21 protein-coding genes are annotated in these 14,598 nt (G+C 52.6%); 19 read left to right on the top strand and 2 right to left on the bottom strand.

Going from position 1 to position 14,598, the window contains the following annotated elements; genetic code table 11:
* Window positions 1-64: 64 nt before the first annotated feature.
* The 16 genes from KJS47_RS23385 to KJS47_RS23310 all read left to right on the top strand — a co-directional run bounded on the left by KJS47_RS23385 (window position 65) and on the right by KJS47_RS23310 (window position 10,686).
* Complete coding sequence (locus tag KJS47_RS23385; protein ID WP_213528272.1) at window positions 65-715, top strand: adenylate kinase; 651 nt, start codon at window positions 65-67, stop codon at window positions 713-715.
* Complete coding sequence (gene map, locus KJS47_RS23380; protein ID WP_213528382.1) at window positions 715-1,482, top strand: type I methionyl aminopeptidase; 768 nt, start codon at window positions 715-717, stop codon at window positions 1,480-1,482. The genes KJS47_RS23385 and map overlap by 1 nt, the downstream gene beginning before the upstream one ends.
* Complete coding sequence (locus KJS47_RS23375; protein ID WP_213528270.1) at window positions 1,472-1,780, top strand: KOW domain-containing RNA-binding protein; 309 nt, start codon at window positions 1,472-1,474, stop codon at window positions 1,778-1,780. Before map ends, KJS47_RS23375 begins: the two co-directional genes overlap by 11 nt.
* Before the next feature lie 2 nt (window positions 1,781-1,782).
* Window positions 1,783-2,001 carry a translation initiation factor IF-1 gene (gene infA / locus KJS47_RS23370; protein ID WP_009676800.1) on the top strand — a complete coding sequence of 73 codons (219 nt, stop codon included), beginning with the start codon at window positions 1,783-1,785 and terminating at the stop codon, window positions 1,999-2,001.
* 151 nt (window positions 2,002-2,152) lie between these two features.
* The gene (rpmJ, locus tag KJS47_RS23365; RefSeq protein WP_023388342.1) at window positions 2,153-2,266 is read left to right on the top strand and encodes a 50S ribosomal protein L36; all 114 of its coding nucleotides are present in this window, start codon (window positions 2,153-2,155) and stop codon (window positions 2,264-2,266) included.
* A gap of 17 nt (window positions 2,267-2,283) precedes the next feature.
* Entirely contained in the window at window positions 2,284-2,652 is a 369-nt protein-coding gene (gene rpsM, locus KJS47_RS23360) for a 30S ribosomal protein S13 (protein WP_213528268.1), read from the top strand.
* A 19-nt stretch (window positions 2,653-2,671) separates the two neighbouring features.
* On the top strand, window positions 2,672-3,067 hold the full coding sequence (gene rpsK, locus KJS47_RS23355; protein ID WP_213528266.1) for a 30S ribosomal protein S11: 396 nt from the start codon (window positions 2,672-2,674) through the stop codon (window positions 3,065-3,067).
* A 124-nt stretch (window positions 3,068-3,191) separates the two neighbouring features.
* Window positions 3,192-4,136: a DNA-directed RNA polymerase subunit alpha gene (locus KJS47_RS23350; protein WP_213528264.1), complete on the top strand. Its 945-nt coding sequence runs from the start codon at window positions 3,192-3,194 to the stop codon at window positions 4,134-4,136.
* Between the two features lie 30 nt (window positions 4,137-4,166).
* Window positions 4,167-4,532, top strand: coding sequence for a 50S ribosomal protein L17 (rplQ, locus tag KJS47_RS23345; RefSeq protein WP_213528262.1), 366 nt, complete (start codon window positions 4,167-4,169; stop codon window positions 4,530-4,532).
* Window positions 4,533-4,697: 165 nt separating this feature from the next.
* Window positions 4,698-5,522 carry a tRNA pseudouridine(38-40) synthase TruA gene (truA, locus tag KJS47_RS23340; RefSeq protein WP_213528260.1) on the top strand — a complete coding sequence of 275 codons (825 nt, stop codon included), beginning with the start codon at window positions 4,698-4,700 and terminating at the stop codon, window positions 5,520-5,522.
* Between the two features lie 124 nt (window positions 5,523-5,646).
* A complete protein-coding gene (gene rplM, locus KJS47_RS23335; protein ID WP_213528258.1) occupies window positions 5,647-6,084 on the top strand; it encodes a 50S ribosomal protein L13 in 438 nt (145 codons plus the stop codon).
* An 18-nt stretch (window positions 6,085-6,102) separates the two neighbouring features.
* Window positions 6,103-6,495 carry a 30S ribosomal protein S9 gene (gene rpsI, locus KJS47_RS23330; RefSeq protein WP_213528256.1) on the top strand — a complete coding sequence of 131 codons (393 nt, stop codon included), beginning with the start codon at window positions 6,103-6,105 and terminating at the stop codon, window positions 6,493-6,495.
* Window positions 6,496-6,792: 297 nt separating this feature from the next.
* A complete protein-coding gene (locus KJS47_RS23325) occupies window positions 6,793-7,485 on the top strand; it encodes a phosphoadenylyl-sulfate reductase (RefSeq protein WP_213528254.1) in 693 nt (230 codons plus the stop codon).
* A gap of 17 nt (window positions 7,486-7,502) precedes the next feature.
* Window positions 7,503-8,681, top strand: coding sequence for a sulfate adenylyltransferase (sat, locus tag KJS47_RS23320; RefSeq protein WP_213528252.1), 1,179 nt, complete (start codon window positions 7,503-7,505; stop codon window positions 8,679-8,681).
* An 88-nt stretch (window positions 8,682-8,769) separates the two neighbouring features.
* Window positions 8,770-9,534 carry an N-acetylmuramoyl-L-alanine amidase CwlD gene (cwlD, locus tag KJS47_RS23315; RefSeq protein ID WP_213528250.1) on the top strand — a complete coding sequence of 255 codons (765 nt, stop codon included), beginning with the start codon at window positions 8,770-8,772 and terminating at the stop codon, window positions 9,532-9,534.
* A 51-nt stretch (window positions 9,535-9,585) separates the two neighbouring features.
* A complete protein-coding gene (locus tag KJS47_RS23310; RefSeq protein ID WP_213528248.1) occupies window positions 9,586-10,686 on the top strand; it encodes an Mrp/NBP35 family ATP-binding protein in 1,101 nt (366 codons plus the stop codon).
* 146 nt (window positions 10,687-10,832) lie between these two features.
* Here KJS47_RS23310 and gerD read toward each other — a convergent pair whose 3' ends face one another.
* Window positions 10,833-11,717 carry a spore germination lipoprotein GerD gene (gene gerD, locus KJS47_RS23305; protein ID WP_249716694.1) on the bottom strand — a complete coding sequence of 295 codons (885 nt, stop codon included), beginning with the start codon at window positions 11,715-11,717 and terminating at the stop codon, window positions 10,833-10,835.
* On the opposite strand from gerD, the gene KJS47_RS23300 reads away from it, so the two are divergent.
* Window positions 11,694-12,314: a KinB-signaling pathway activation protein gene (locus tag KJS47_RS23300; protein WP_213528246.1), complete on the top strand. Its 621-nt coding sequence runs from the start codon at window positions 11,694-11,696 to the stop codon at window positions 12,312-12,314. The genes gerD and KJS47_RS23300 overlap by 24 nt on opposite strands.
* A 62-nt stretch (window positions 12,315-12,376) precedes the next feature.
* On the opposite strand, the gene pdaB is transcribed toward KJS47_RS23300, so the two are convergent.
* The gene (gene pdaB, locus KJS47_RS23295) at window positions 12,377-13,159 is read right to left on the bottom strand and encodes a polysaccharide deacetylase family sporulation protein PdaB (RefSeq protein WP_213528244.1); all 783 of its coding nucleotides are present in this window, start codon (window positions 13,157-13,159) and stop codon (window positions 12,377-12,379) included.
* A 134-nt stretch (window positions 13,160-13,293) separates the two neighbouring features.
* Between pdaB and KJS47_RS23290 the strand changes: the two genes are divergently transcribed.
* On the top strand, window positions 13,294-13,905 hold the full coding sequence (locus KJS47_RS23290) for a stage II sporulation protein M (RefSeq protein WP_213528242.1): 612 nt from the start codon (window positions 13,294-13,296) through the stop codon (window positions 13,903-13,905).
* A gap of 127 nt (window positions 13,906-14,032) precedes the next feature.
* Window positions 14,033-14,251: a regulator of G-protein signaling domain-containing protein gene (locus KJS47_RS23285; protein ID WP_213528240.1), complete on the top strand. Its 219-nt coding sequence runs from the start codon at window positions 14,033-14,035 to the stop codon at window positions 14,249-14,251.
* Window positions 14,252-14,598 lie beyond the last annotated feature (347 nt).

Genomic DNA, 14,598 nt, shown 5'->3' with positions numbered 1-14,598 from the left:
CGGGAAACGAAAGTTGACCGGATGGAAACGGCTTTGTCGGTCACCTTCAGGGGGGTAGCACGTAGTGAATATTCTTTTTATGGGTCCTCCCGGTGCGGGAAAAGGAACTCAGGCGGAACGGATCGTCGATGAGTTCCAGATTCCTCACATCTCGACAGGCGATGCGCTTCGCCTTGCAGTCAAGCTCGGCACCGAGCTCGGTCTGAAAGCGAAGACGTTCATGGATCAGGGGCACTTGGTTCCTGACGATCTTATGATCGGCATTGTCAGGGAGAGGCTGCAACAAGATGATTGCAACAAAGGCTTCCTGCTCGACGGTTTTCCGCGGACGCTCTCTCAGGCCGAAGCGCTTGACGAAATTCTGGCTTCCATGGGAAAACAAATCGATCATGTGATCAACCTTCAGGTGGATCGGGATCGGTTGTTGGCAAGACTGACGGGACGGCGAATCTGCAGATCCTGCGGATCCACATACCACGTCCTTTTCAATCCGCCGCATGTCGAAGGTGTTTGCGACAAATGCGGAGGAGAGTTGTACCAGCGTTCGGACGATAACGAAGAAAGTGTCGGAACCCGTCTGGATGAATATGTAACGAAGACAGCTCCGCTTCTCGACTACTACCGCGCTAAGGGAATCCTTCGCCAGGTGGACGGGGAACAGGAAATCGATGAAGTGACGAATGAAATCCATTCCCTGCTGAGAGGGCAAGCTTGATGATTATCTGTAAGTCGGAGTCCGAACTCACCCTGATGAGGGAAGCCGGCCGCATCGTGGCGGAGACGCATCGGTTGCTGGCTCAGGCCATACGGCCCGGCGTCACAACTCAAGAGTTGGACCAGATTGCGGAACAGTATATTCGCAGCCAAGGCGCAGTTCCATCTTTCAAAGGTTACAACGGTTTTCCTGGAAGTATATGTGCTTCGGTTAACGAAGAATTGGTTCACGGGATACCGGGACCCCGAAAACTGAAAGAGGGCGATATCATCAGCCTCGATATTGGCGCTCAATATCAAGGATTTCATGGAGACTCCGCCTGGACCTATCCGGTCGGACAGATCTCGGAGGAAGCCGCCAGGCTTTTGAAGGTATCGGAGCAGGCTCTCTATGACGGACTGGCGAAAGCCGGGCCGGATGTGCGCTTATTTTCAATCTCGCATGCCATTCAACGTACAGTGGAAGAAGCCGGATTCTCGATCGTACGCGAATATGTAGGACACGGAGTGGGGAGAGATCTCCACGAAGACCCTCAGATTCCGAACTACGGACCTCCGGACCGCGGGCCTCGCTTGAAGCCCGGCATGGTTCTGGCGATCGAGCCGATGGTGAACGCCGGCGAACGATATGTCAAGACGCTGACGGACAATTGGACCGTAGTGACGGTGGACGGCTCGTACTGCTCGCACTTCGAGCACACGATCGCGATTACTGCGGATGGGTATGAAATTCTGACCAAGCTGGAGCGTGGGACCGATGGGCAGTAGCCGATCTCCCCGCATCGGACAGATTGTCAAAATTCTGCGAGGGCGCGAAACCGGCCAATACGCGGTCATCCTGGCCGTGGCGGATGAGCGTTTCGTACTTATCGCAGACGGCGACAAGCGCAAAGCCGACCAGCCGAAGAAGAAGAATCTGCTTCATCTTCAATTGGAGGACGCCGTCAGCAGCGAGGTTGTCTCTAGTTTGACGGAAACCGGCCGCGTAACCAACGGCAAGCTGCGGTACGCGCTCACTAAGTTTGCCGCCAGCCGGCAGACGGAAGCACAAGAGAAAGGAGAATGACTGTGGCCAAAGAAGATGTCATTGAAGTGGAAGGCACGGTTATCGAACCTCTTCCCAATGCCATGTTTAAGGTAGAGCTCGAGAACGGTCATAAAATCCTCGCCCATGTATCGGGGAAGATCCGGATGCACTTTATCCGTATCCTGCCTGGGGACAAAGTGACGGTAGAACTCTCGCCTTACGACCTGACACGCGGAAGAATCACCTATCGCTTTAAGTAGATCTGACGCTTAGCGTGCTCGCAAGAATAACTGGCTTACTCTCAGTTTGCATGGCAAGCTGGGATGCATACGAACTAGGTTTGCTCCGCAAACCCAGCTAAACCTGACAACAGTAGGTTTGCTCTGCAGACATTTTAGGAGGTAACCAATCATGAAGGTTAGACCGTCGGTTAAACCTATTTGCGAAAAGTGCAAAGTGATCAAGCGCAAAGGCAATGTAATGGTCATTTGCGAAAACCCGAAACATAAACAAAAACAAGGTTAAGGAGGTGCTGTCTTAACATGGCACGTATTGCTGGAGTTGACTTGCCCCGCGACAAGCGCGTGGAAATTGCCCTGACGTACATTTTCGGAATCGGCAAAACAACTGCCCAAAAGATCCTGAGCATGACTGGCGTATCCGCTAGTACCCGTGTTCGCGATCTGACGGAAGACGAAGTAAGCAAACTGCGTGAAGCGATCGACAAGAATGTAAAGGTAGAAGGCGACCTGCGTCGTGAAATCTCCCTGAACATCAAGCGTCTGATCGAGATCGGTTCCTACCGTGGCCTGCGCCATCGTCGCGGTCTGCCGGTTCGTGGACAACGCACCAAGACGAATGCCCGTACTCGCAAAGGTCCTCGTCGTACTGTAGCTAACAAGAAGAAATAATAAGGGGGGATAACGCACAATGGCTAAACCAAAAAAAGTAGTCCGCACCAAACGTCGTGACCGGAAGAATATTGAATCGGGAGTAGCACACATCCGTTCTACTTTCAACAATACGATCGTGACCATTACGGACCCGCATGGAAACGCGATTTCCTGGGCTAGCTCCGGAAACCTCGGTTTCAAAGGATCCCGTAAGAGCACTCCGTTCGCTGCTCAAATGGCTGCCGAATCTGCAGCGAAAGCAGCAATGGAGCATGGCATGAGAGCTGTCGAGGTTATGGTTAAAGGACCTGGCGCCGGCCGTGAAGCAGCGATTCGTTCCCTGCAAGCAGCTGGTCTGGAAGTTAACCTGATCAAAGACGTAACTCCGATTCCTCACAATGGTTGCCGTCCTCCGAAACGCCGTCGTGTCTAATTAGGATCGTACCCGTAGTATATTTATCCCAAACTTGTGAATAATGGAGTTGAAGGATAGGCATACTACATGTTTTTTGTAATTGGTATCCTGTGGAGCGACGTTTTCGAAGGAGGGTAATTTAATGATAGAGATCGAAAAACCTAAAATTGAAACCGTAACGGTGAACGAAGAAGGCAGCTACGGCAAGTTTGTAGTCGAACCTCTGGAGCGCGGTTACGGCACGACACTCGGTAATTCGCTTCGTCGTATCTTACTCTCTTCCTTACCGGGAGCGGCCGTTAACTCCGTTCATATCGAAGGGGTCCTCCATGAGTTCTCGACCATCCCAGGTGTGATGGAAGACGTTACGGAGATTATCCTTAACCTTAAGGGCCTATCGTTAAAGATTCATTCCGACGAAGAAAAAATACTGGAAATTGACGCAGACGGGGGAGGAGCAATCACGGCCGGCGATATTCGCGCCGACAGTGACGTTGAGATCCTCAATCCGGACCTTCATATCGCCACCTTGTCTGATGACGCACGCCTCAGCATGCGGATCCATGCCAATCGTGGCAGAGGGTATGTGCGTGCGGACAAGAACAAGAAAGAAGACCAGCCGATCGGCGTCATTCCGATTGACTCCATCTACACTCCGATTACACGCGTCAACTACAGTATTGAGAATACCCGTGTTGGTCAAGTTACCAACTACGACAAACTTACCCTCGAAGTTTGGACCGACGGCAGCATTCGTCCGGAAGAAGCGGTAAGTCTCGGGGCAAAAATCTTGACGGAGCATCTGATGCTGTTCGTCGGCTTGACCGACGAGGCCAAAGATGCCGAGATCATGATCGAAAAAGAAGAAGATAAAAAGGAAAAAGTACTGGAAATGACCATCGAGGAACTGGATCTTTCCGTACGGTCCTACAACTGCTTGAAACGTGCTGGCATCAACACGGTACAAGAGCTGATCACGAAAACCGAGGAAGACATGATGAAGGTCCGCAACCTGGGCCGCAAGTCTCTCGAGGAAGTTCAAGAGAAGCTCGAAGAACTCGGATTGGGCCTCCGCGCGGAAGACTAAAGATCCGACTTAGAAGGAGGGATTCACACCATGGCATACCAAAAGCTGGGTCGTGATTCCAGCGCACGGAAGGCTCTTTTCCGTGACCTGGTCACTGACTTGTTCATTCAAGAACGTATTCAAACAACGGAAGCTAAGGCGAAAGAAGTGAGATCCATTGCCGAGAAGCTGATCACTCTCGCAAAGCGCGGAGATCTTCACGCTCGTCGTCAAGTTGCCGCTTATGTTCGTCGTGAAGCAGCTAACGGAGAGCAGGATGCAATCCAGAAGCTGTTTGCTGAGCTGGCACCTCGTTACTCCGAGCGTCCGGGCGGATACACTCGTATCCTGAAGCTGGGACCTCGCCGCGGAGATGCAGCTCCTATGGTTTATCTGGAACTGGTAGATCGGGCTTAACGACGGGATAGGGAAAGGGTGGACAGAATCTTCTGATTCTGCTGAAGCCCTTTTTTTGTATGCAGGAGAGGAGAGCGCCAGGCACGGAAGAGATTCTTGCCGGCTTGGCTGTTTCGCCTCCCGGAGAGTTACGCGGTTCTGGTACCGAAGGACGGGAGAATGCTAGTGAGGAACATTATGCTGGACGTGAGCTACGACGGCACAGCGTACGCGGGGTTTCAGATCCAGCCCAATCTGCCTACGGTGCAGGGGGAGCTGGAAGAGGCGGTTCGTCAGCTCACGGGAGAACGCGTCAAGATCACAGCATCGGGCCGAACCGATGCTGCCGTTCATGCCCGCAAGCAAGTCGTCAACTTCGTGACGGAATCCTCCATTCCAATCGAGCGGTGGGCGCTCGCGATGAATACCCGCCTCCCGAACGATATCGTGGTGCAGCGGGCAGAGCTCGTTCCACTGTCTTTTCATGCGAGAAGATCGGCCAAGCGTAAGACCTACCGGTACTCCATCCAACGGACGAAGTGGAGAGATGTCTTTCACCGCTCGACCCGCTTTCATCATCCGGCGCAGCTTGATGTGGAAGCGATGCGGGAGGCGCTTCGGTTTCTGGAAGGGGAGCATGACTTTTCTTCCTTCTGTTCCACGGGCTCATCGGTTGAATCACACGTGCGCACCATATTCGAAACTGGCATTGAACTCCTGCCGGAGCCTGCTCCGGATGATGGTGAGGCAGGTGTGATCCATATCTACATGACCGGCAGCGGGTTTTTGTATAATATGGTCCGAATCATTGTCGGGACGCTGTTGGAAGTCGGAACGGGCAAACGGGAACCGAAGCAGATGAAGACGATCATAGAGGCCAAGGACAGAAGACAGGCAGGGCCTACGGCAGTAGCCCGGGGTCTTATGCTCTGGAATGTAGAGTATGACAGCACGGACTTGAAAGTAGACGAAAGCTGTTGCCAAACGGGGCCGGATATAGTAAGATATTAGTTGGTGTTTCATGTCTGGCTATCCCACAGCCCCGAGTCATGAACGAACCACTGAACCGTTGAAATCAATGAAATGAACAAACAAGTAAGATAGCAATTTTTGAACGCTTAGGAGGATTAAGCAGATGCGTACCACATATATGGCGAAGCCTAACGAAGTAGAACGCAATTGGTACATCGTTGACGCAGCAGGCCAAACCCTGGGCCGTCTTGCGAGCGAAGTTGCCAGCCTCATCCGTGGCAAGCACAAGCCGCAATTCACGCCTCATGTTGATACAGGCGATTTCGTCATCGTAATCAATGCCGACAAGATCGTGCTGACCGGCAAGAAAATGGAAAACAAGAAGTACTACCGTCACTCGCTCCATCCGGGTGGTCTGAAAGTAACGTCTGCAGGCGATATGCTTAAGAACAAGCCGGAGCGTATGATCGAACTGGCCGTTCATGGCATGATTCCGAAGACTCGTCTTGGCAACAGCATGAAGCTGAGACTGAAAGCATATGCCGGATCCGAGCATCCGCATCAAGCACAACAACCTCAAGTCTGGGAACTTCGCGGTTAAGAAAGGGAGGACTGTTTCGTGGCACAAGTACAATACTATGGAACTGGCCGTCGGAAACACTCGGTAGCACGTGTACGTCTCGTACCGGGTGAAGGACGCATAATGATCAACAAACGGGAACTGGACGAGTACTTCGGTCTGGAAACACTGAAGCTGATCGTGAAACAACCGCTCAATTTGACCGAAACCATCGGCCAATACGACGTGCTTGTTCTCGCTCACGGCGGCGGAACCACCGGCCAAGCCGGCGCGATCCGTCACGGCATTTCCCGCGCTCTGCTTAAAGCAGATCCGGAACTGCGCGGCCAACTGAAAAAAGCTGGCTTCCTGACCCGCGACCCGCGGATGAAGGAACGGAAGAAATACGGCTTGAAAGCCGCTCGTCGCGCGCCTCAATTCTCGAAGCGTTAATCGACGACCTGCAAAAGACCTTTTTTGGCAGAAATGCCAGGAAAGGTCTTTTTTTGTTTGGACAGCAACAGTAGAAGGGAGAAAGCCGACAGACGAACGAGAACAAAGCGAAGCCGAGAGCGAGAGAAAGCAAGACGAAGGGCAGGGGAAGGGAAGGCAGGCACCACCCGGCAAATGCCCTCATACTGTGAGGAAAGGAGTTCTAGCTGGATTGACAGATAGAATGCCAAGCCGCATAATGACCTTATGTAATAATTCCCATAAGAATACTTAGGATTAGGCGAAAGGAGAATTACCATGAATCTGCTGGAGAAGGAACAATGGATTCAAACTGCCGCCGACCAACTAGAGAACGACTCCCCCGAAGCGGTGATCCGCCTGGCCGTCGAGACGTATCCCAAGCTGACTCTTGCGTGCAGCTTTGGTGCGGAAGACGTCGTACTGGTGGATATGCTGCATCGAATCAGCCCATCGACTGATATTTTTTACCTCGATACGAATCTTCACTTCCCGGAAACCTATGAGACGCGAGACAAACTGGAAGCCAGATATGGGCGCTCCTTCCTGCAGGTGCTGCCCAAGCTGACGCTGGCAGAGCAAGCGGTGCAGCATGGGGAGGAGCTGTGGGCTAGCAATCCAAACCAATGCTGCGGCATCCGCAAGGTGGATCCGCTCACCGACATCCTTGGCAAATACGATGCCTGGCTCACCGGCATTCGCCGAGATCAGGCACCGACGAGAGCCAATGCCCGAAAAGTAGAATATGACGTCAAATTTGGGCTGGTCAAATTCAATCCGTTAGCGGACTGGACGAGTGAGCGAGTGTGGCATTACATCCGGGAGAACAATCTGATCTATAATCCGCTTCATGACCAGAATTATCCAAGCATCGGCTGCGAAAAGTGCACCAAACCGGTTCTGGCCGGCCAAGACCCGCGTGCCGGCCGCTGGAGCGGGTTTGAGAAAACCGAGTGCGGCCTGCACAAATGATGAGGGGGCTACTCAATATGAGCATAAACAAGGATGCGCATGGCGGACCGCTGGTTAACCGGCTTGCATACGGCGTCGAACGGGAGCAACTGCTGAGGCAGGCCGCCGAACTTGAGAAGCTGCCGATTAGCAGTTGGAGTATATCCGACCTCGATTTGATCGCAGTGGGTGCCTTTTCGCCGTTAACCGGCTTTTTGAACGAGGAGGACTACCGAACTGTCGTCGATTCGATGCGGCTGGCAAATGGGGTCGTATGGAGCATTCCGGTCACGCTTCCGGTCGATCCGGTCCGCAGCAAGGAGCTGAAGGCAGGGCAGCGGGTCGCTCTTGTCGGTGAGGCGGACGGGATTTTGTATGCCGTTATGCAGATAGAGAGCATCTATGAGACAGACCTGCGCAGAGAGGCGCTGCAGGTCTTCAAAACGGACAGCGAGGAGCATCCGGGCGTCGCTAAGCTTTACGCTAGGTCGAATGTCTATCTGGGCGGCACCGTCACGGTACTTAACCGTCCGACTCCGGACCAATTCCAGCAATTTTATTATACCCCCGAGGAGACGAGAGCTCTGTTCGCCGCCAAAGGATGGAGAACGGTTGTCGGCTTCCAGACGCGCAACCCGGTTCACCGGGCGCATGAATATATCCAGAAGAGTGCGTTGGAGATTGTCGACGGCCTGTTTCTTAACCCTCTCGTGGGGGAGACCAAGGCTGACGATATAGCAGCCGATGTTAGGATGGAAAGCTATCAAGTGCTGCTTCGCCAATATTATCCGGAGAGCCGGGTAGCTCTTGGTGTATTCCCCGCGGCCATGCGGTATGCCGGTCCCCGGGAGGCTGTCTTTCATGCGCTCGTACGCAAAAATTATGGCTGCACCCATTTTATCGTAGGTAGAGATCATGCCGGTGTTGGCGATTATTACGGCACCTATGAGGCCCAACAGATATTCGGCAACTTTACCTCAGAGGAGCTCGGCATTACTCCGCTGTTCTTCGAACACAGCTTCTACTGCACGCAATGCGGCAATATGGCCTCCAGCAAGACGTGTCCCCACGACAAGAGCGCCCATCTACACCTCTCCGGAACCAAGGTAAGGGGGCTGCTGCGCGAAGGCATATGTCCGCCTCCCGAGTTTACAAGACCGGAAGTAGCGGAGGTGCTGATCCGCGGAATGGGCGGACTCGTCTCCCAGTCTTCCTAGATCGATCCGTCGCCGGCGAGGAAAGCTTGTCATAATCATCCGCCTTTGTCCATAGGATGTAACAGTCTGGGACATGAGGTGGATGGTTATGCGCAGCAAATTTCCGAAGCGAGTCGTTGTCTGGATGAACCTGCAGGGCGGACTGAAGATCGGCCTGTCGGCGCTGGTCGCGATGATGATGGTCTACCTGTTTACGTACCAGCTCCCTGCCGCCAAAACCTGGACCTATTGGACGATGCCGTTGTCCGGCAAGGTCATCGTTCTGGACGCGGGACATGGAGGACCGGATGGAGGAGCCAAAAGCAAGGCGGGGCTCGTCGAAAAGGAAGTGACCCTGGCCATTACCATGTTCCTGCGCGATTATTTGCAGGAAGCGGGAGCGGTGGTTAAGCTGACCAGGGAGACGGATACCGATTTGGCCGAAGCCGGAACTAAAGGGTACAGCCGCCGGAAAACCGAGGATTTGAACAAGCGGGCCGAGAGGATTGCAAACGAGCGCGGCGATCTAATGATCAGCATTCATCTAAACAGCATTCCGTCCGATCAGTGGAGAGGGGCGCAAACCTTCTACAATCCGTCTTCCCATCCCGATAACAAGCAGCTCGCTGCATGGATTCAGCAGGAGATGAAGCGCAACCTGGAAAATACCGACCGTGTCGCCAAGACCGATAACAAAGTATTCCTCCTCAAAGAAGCGACCATGCCGAGCGCTCTTGTCGAAGTAGGCTTCCTGTCCAATTCCGAAGAGGCTAGGCTGCTTGGGCAAAAGAGCTATCAGCAAAAGCTTGCCGCATCGATCTACCAGGGGATCCTCAAATATAGCACGGGTGAAAAGATTGGTACTCCGCAATGAACTTGTTTATAATAAGGAGTAATGGTTATAACCCAATAGTTGAGGTGACTCATGGTTACAAGAGACGAAGTTCGCGACGCGTTGAAGCATATTCACGATCCGGCCTTTCATAAGCCGATTACCGACTTGCAATTCGTTAAGGATATTATGGTAAAAGAGAACCAAGTTGCCCTTACGCTTCTCCTGTCGGAAGATAAAGAGGAGCTGCGGGGGCAATATCGTCAAGATGTGAAGGAAGCGCTGGGAGCGCTCGGTATTCCCGATGTACATATCCGGTTCCGGATGGCGAGCGAGCATGAGCGCGAGGAAGCGGGTAAGGCCGTAGCTTCAGCTTCCGGAGCTCCGCAGGACAAGCCGCAGACGACGCACGCCCCGAAGCAGGGACAGGCCCCGCTTCTATCGGCTGAATCCCGGGTCAAATTCATTGCTGTAGCAAGCGGCAAGGGCGGGGTGGGCAAATCCACGGTAACCGTCAACCTGGCCGTTGCGCTGGCTCGCCGAGGCAAGAAGGTGGGGATCATTGACGCCGATATTTATGGCTTCAGTGTGCCGGATATGATGGGAATCGAGGAGCGTCCGCAGCTGGTCAACGAGCGGATCATTCCGGTCGAGCGATTTGGCGTACAGGTCATCTCCATGGGCTTTTTTGTAGAAGACAACGCCCCGATCATCTGGCGCGGCCCGATGCTGGGCAAGATGCTGCGCAACTTCTTCTCCGAAGTGGAATGGGGCGAGCTGGATTACCTCCTACTGGACCTGCCTCCGGGGACAGGGGACGTGGCGCTGGACGTCCATCAGATGATCCCGCAGAGCAAGGAGATCATCGTGACGACGCCGCATGCGACAGCTGCTTTCGTCGCGGCGCGGGCGGGCGCCATGGCGCTCCATACCAATCATGAAATTCTCGGGATCGTAGAGAACATGTCGTACTACCAAACCCGGGACGGAGAGAAAGATTACGTATTTGGACGCGGTGGAGGAGCCAAACTTGCCGAGGAGCTGCATACCGAGCTGCTCGCACAGATTCCGCTTCGCGCGCCGGAGAATCACATTGCCGAGCCGGACTTCTCTCCTTCCGTCTATAAGGAAGACACGGAGACTGGCCGCATGTACCTCGAAGTGGCGGACCGGGTGATCGATAAACTGAGCTAGTGTCTCTGCAGGACGGACTGCAGTAGGTTTGTAACAAAAAGGACTGGGAAGCCCAGTCCTTTTTTTTGTTTATCGGGTTCCCGGTGGAAGCTGGGAGCTCGCAAGGGGCTGGGAAAGGATAGCCGAACCACTTTTGGTAAGCGTAGTTAGCTTTGGCCTCCGCCGCTTCCGCCACCACCGCCGCCTTCACCACCACCACCGCCGCCGCCTTCTCCGCCTTCCCCGCCGCCTTCTCCACCACCGCCGCCGCCTTTTTTCCCCTGTCCCTGTTGGTCGGATCGCGGCTTTTGCTTGGCGGATTCTTCTTCTACGACCTTTTGCAGCATCTCGACGATCTGCATCCGGATGAGCGGGCTCTGCATAGATTCCTGCATAATGCGAGCGGCCTGCTGCCGGTATTGCTGGCTGCGCATCGTATCGAGGAGCAAATTCTCGAATTCCTGATTCTTCATCAGCTCCAGCATCTGCTTTTGATAATCGGGATCCTTCATTAGCTCCTTATGCAGTTGAGCATTCTCCTTCTGAATCGCTTTGGCGAAAGCGCCGGCAAACTTAGGGTCCTTCATCGTTTGCTCAAGCAGCTTCGACTGATTCGGGTCGGTCAGAACTTCTTTGACCGCCATTTGGAGCTTTTGTCCTTCTCCAGTGGACAATAACTGGGTCGTCTTATCGGTATTTTTTTTCTGCGCCTCGGATATCGCCTTATGGCCATCTTCTGTATTCAATACGTCGAGTACCATAGTTTTCATATCCTTGTAGCTTTGGGATTGCTGCCCGGATTGCTGCTGCTGTCCGCATGACGTAAGGAGGGCGAGAATCAGTCCAACACTGGAGATAAGGGACAACCGGTTAAGCTTCATCGCGCTGCATGCTCCCTTCCGAGGATGATTAACATTAATTTGCCTGTCTTCCCCACCGAATATGTCCGAACCAAATAGCTTTTTGCTGTCAACGTTGGTACAATTATGAACGGTGCGCATGCTTAATGGGAAAGGGGTACAAGAACGTTGACGCTCAAGAAACTGCTGCATTGGATTTGGACGACGCTTGCGATCGGAACGCTGGCTTCGCTGGTGCTTGGAATCTTTCTGATCGCTTATTCCGAGGAATTCAGCTTCCTCGAGGTGTCGGCCGCGGGATTCAATGTAGAGACCATCATTTTTGTCATCTTGGGAGGGGCCACCATTAGTGTCCTCAGCCAGATGGGCTTTTTTTCATACCTGGTGTTACGCTATATTGCCATCGGAATTTTCAAATCCCGTTTATTGTGGGATATTCTGCAAGTGATGCTCATCCTGATTACGTTCTTTGATTTTATTTATCTGCGATACACCAATTTCAAGGTAGAGGGACAGAACGTGATCGACTTCTCGCTTGTTCCGGTCGTTCTGCTGTTCCTGTCTCTGGCCGTTACCTATTGGAAGGTCAAGGAAACGAACAAATCGGCCTTTATCTCGACTCTGTTCTTCCTGTTCGTAGCGACAACCATTGAGGCGGTGCCTGCGCTCAAGCTGAACAGTATATCGTCCGACTTGTTTATGCTGACTCCGCTTTTCGTTTGCAATGCCTGGCAAATCATGCTGCTCCATCGCATCGTGGGCAACAAAAAAGAGCCTACCGCCGGGTAGCGCTCTTTTTTCTTCTCATATTCGGCTAGCTATATAGGAGTGGGGCGGGGCAAGTTTGGCGATCAGAGCGAAATAGACAATGCTTGATCGCCGACGGGCTTTTTGGATACCTGGCTTTGCTCGATCAGCTCGCTAACCGTGACGAATTCATAGCCCTGTGCTCTTAATTGGTCAATGATTGCGGGCAGCGCCTCATGGGTCTGCTTGCAGGAGTCGCTGGCGTGCAGAAGGACAATATCGCCGGGATGCGCCTTTTTCACAACCCGGTTGATAATCGTGTCCACACCCGGGTTCTTCCAGTCGAGAGAATCCGTGTCCCACTGAACGACCGTATAATTGAGCTCGTTAGCAATGCGCAGCACCCGCTTGTCGAAGTCACCGTTCGGCATCCGGATCAAATTGGGGGCCTTGCCTGTTTCCTCGGTAAGAATGGTATGCGCGGTGGAAATTTGCTTGCGGATTTCCTCGTCGCTCAGACTGCTGTAGTTGACATGCTTATGGCCATGACTGCCAATTTCATATCCGGCTTTGACAATGCTGTTGACAATTTCGGGATGCGTTTTGCTCCAGGGAGAAGAGAGAAAGAATGTGGCTTTGTCCACCTTTTTATCCTCAAGTACCTTGAGGATCGGGTCGGGACGCTTTTCTCCCCAGCTGATATCGAAGGTGAGGGCGATCAGCTTTTTCTCCGTCTGCACACTGTAGATGGCGGACGGCTCTTTGGGAGCGAATACCGATACATTGTCCTTCTCGGCGTACACAATTCCCCCGGCGAACAGGACGGCCACCGCGATGGTGAGATATTGCTTGATGCGTTTACCGTTTAGCACATAAAAATAATTCACCGCACATCCTCCTATACTCGCCCCTCCACCGGGGAAGGGCTTGGTTTCCTTGTCTACTTCCTAATGTATGCGTGGACAAGGGGGATATGCTTGTAATCTAATAAACCTTCTATGGGAAAAAAGGAGAAACAAACATGTCATTTCGGGCACTATGGCGTCAAATGGGGACGATGAAGCATTATTTTGTTGCCTCCGCGTTGGTATTCTTGGCCGGTGCAATGCTTGGGTATCTGAATCCGGACGGTTTCGAAGCCATTATGCGGGATAAGATGGACCAACTGAAGGAAGTAATAGCACCCATGCTGGGCGGGCAGACGCAGCATTGGAAGCTGGTCGGCTTTATTTTTCTCAATAATACGCTTTTGTCCATCCTCATGATCTATTTGGGTGCGGCCTTTGGCCTGCTGCCGTTGTACTTCCTTATGTCCAATGGGTTAATGCTGGGCTATCTGGCTTCGGCGAACACCAATGCAGCGCAATGGATCTCGTTCTTAAAAGCGATCGTGCCGCATGGTATCATCGAAATTCCGACGGTGATAGCCGCCAGTGCCTTCGGGCTACGCTTCGGCTTTTTGACGCTTGAGGCTTTCGGCAGCCTGTTCAGCAGCAAACGCAGGCTCGCGCTTCGGCCCAAAGTATCCGCCTTTCTTCGGTCCACTGTTCCTATGTGCGGACTGGTTATCGTGCTGCTGGCGGTCGCTGCGCTTATAGAAGGGATTTTTACCTTCTGGCTGGTCACGAAATAATTTTTACCATTTCCCTCATAAAAACCCCAGTTTCTGTGCATAACAGTAAAACAATTTCTTACCGTGCTGTTCAATCACCCGCACTTTCGGTCGCAGGACAGGGAGGCAAGGGAAAGGGGCCAGTGGGATGCTCGGGTTTTTGTTTAACGAGAGGGAATGCAGAGAATTGGATTACGTTCTGCGCAAAGAGCTCGACGAGATGCTGTATGAGCTGAAGGATCAGCAGCTTCACGCCGAGCTCAAGAGTGCAATCGAAGCCCGTTATAAAGTGATTTTTCGGATGTATGCTCGTCTAGCATCGCCTAAGGAAATCTCTAGGTATGCACGCCATCGTACTTCCCGTTAGAAATTTATTGGACTAACTATTGACGTGGTCAACGATATGTGGTAAATTAGTCTTCGCTCCAAGGAAACGAGCTCTGCTAACATCAGCATGACAAACTTGCTAGAAAAAAAGCTTGCAACGAACTTGAGAGTGTGATAAGATATAAGAGTCGCTGTAAAACAAGGCGGCTGAAACAAATGAACATCAATGCCCTTTGAAAACTGAACAACGAGTGAGTAAATTAAGCCAGCGCAGTGCGGTTTTCGAACCCATTGCAACTGTTTGAACAAATGAGCGAATCGCTCTTTCTTTAAAACGTTTCAAGATCCTCGGGTCTTGGGGCACTTTTATGGAGAGTTTGATCCTGG

This window comes from Paenibacillus sp. J31TS4 (genome assembly GCF_018403265.1).
GTDB lineage: Bacteria > Bacillota > Bacilli > Paenibacillales > NBRC-103111 > J31TS4.
The sequence above is the reverse complement of the archived record's forward strand: the minus strand, read 5'-3'. Positions and strand labels throughout refer to the sequence as shown.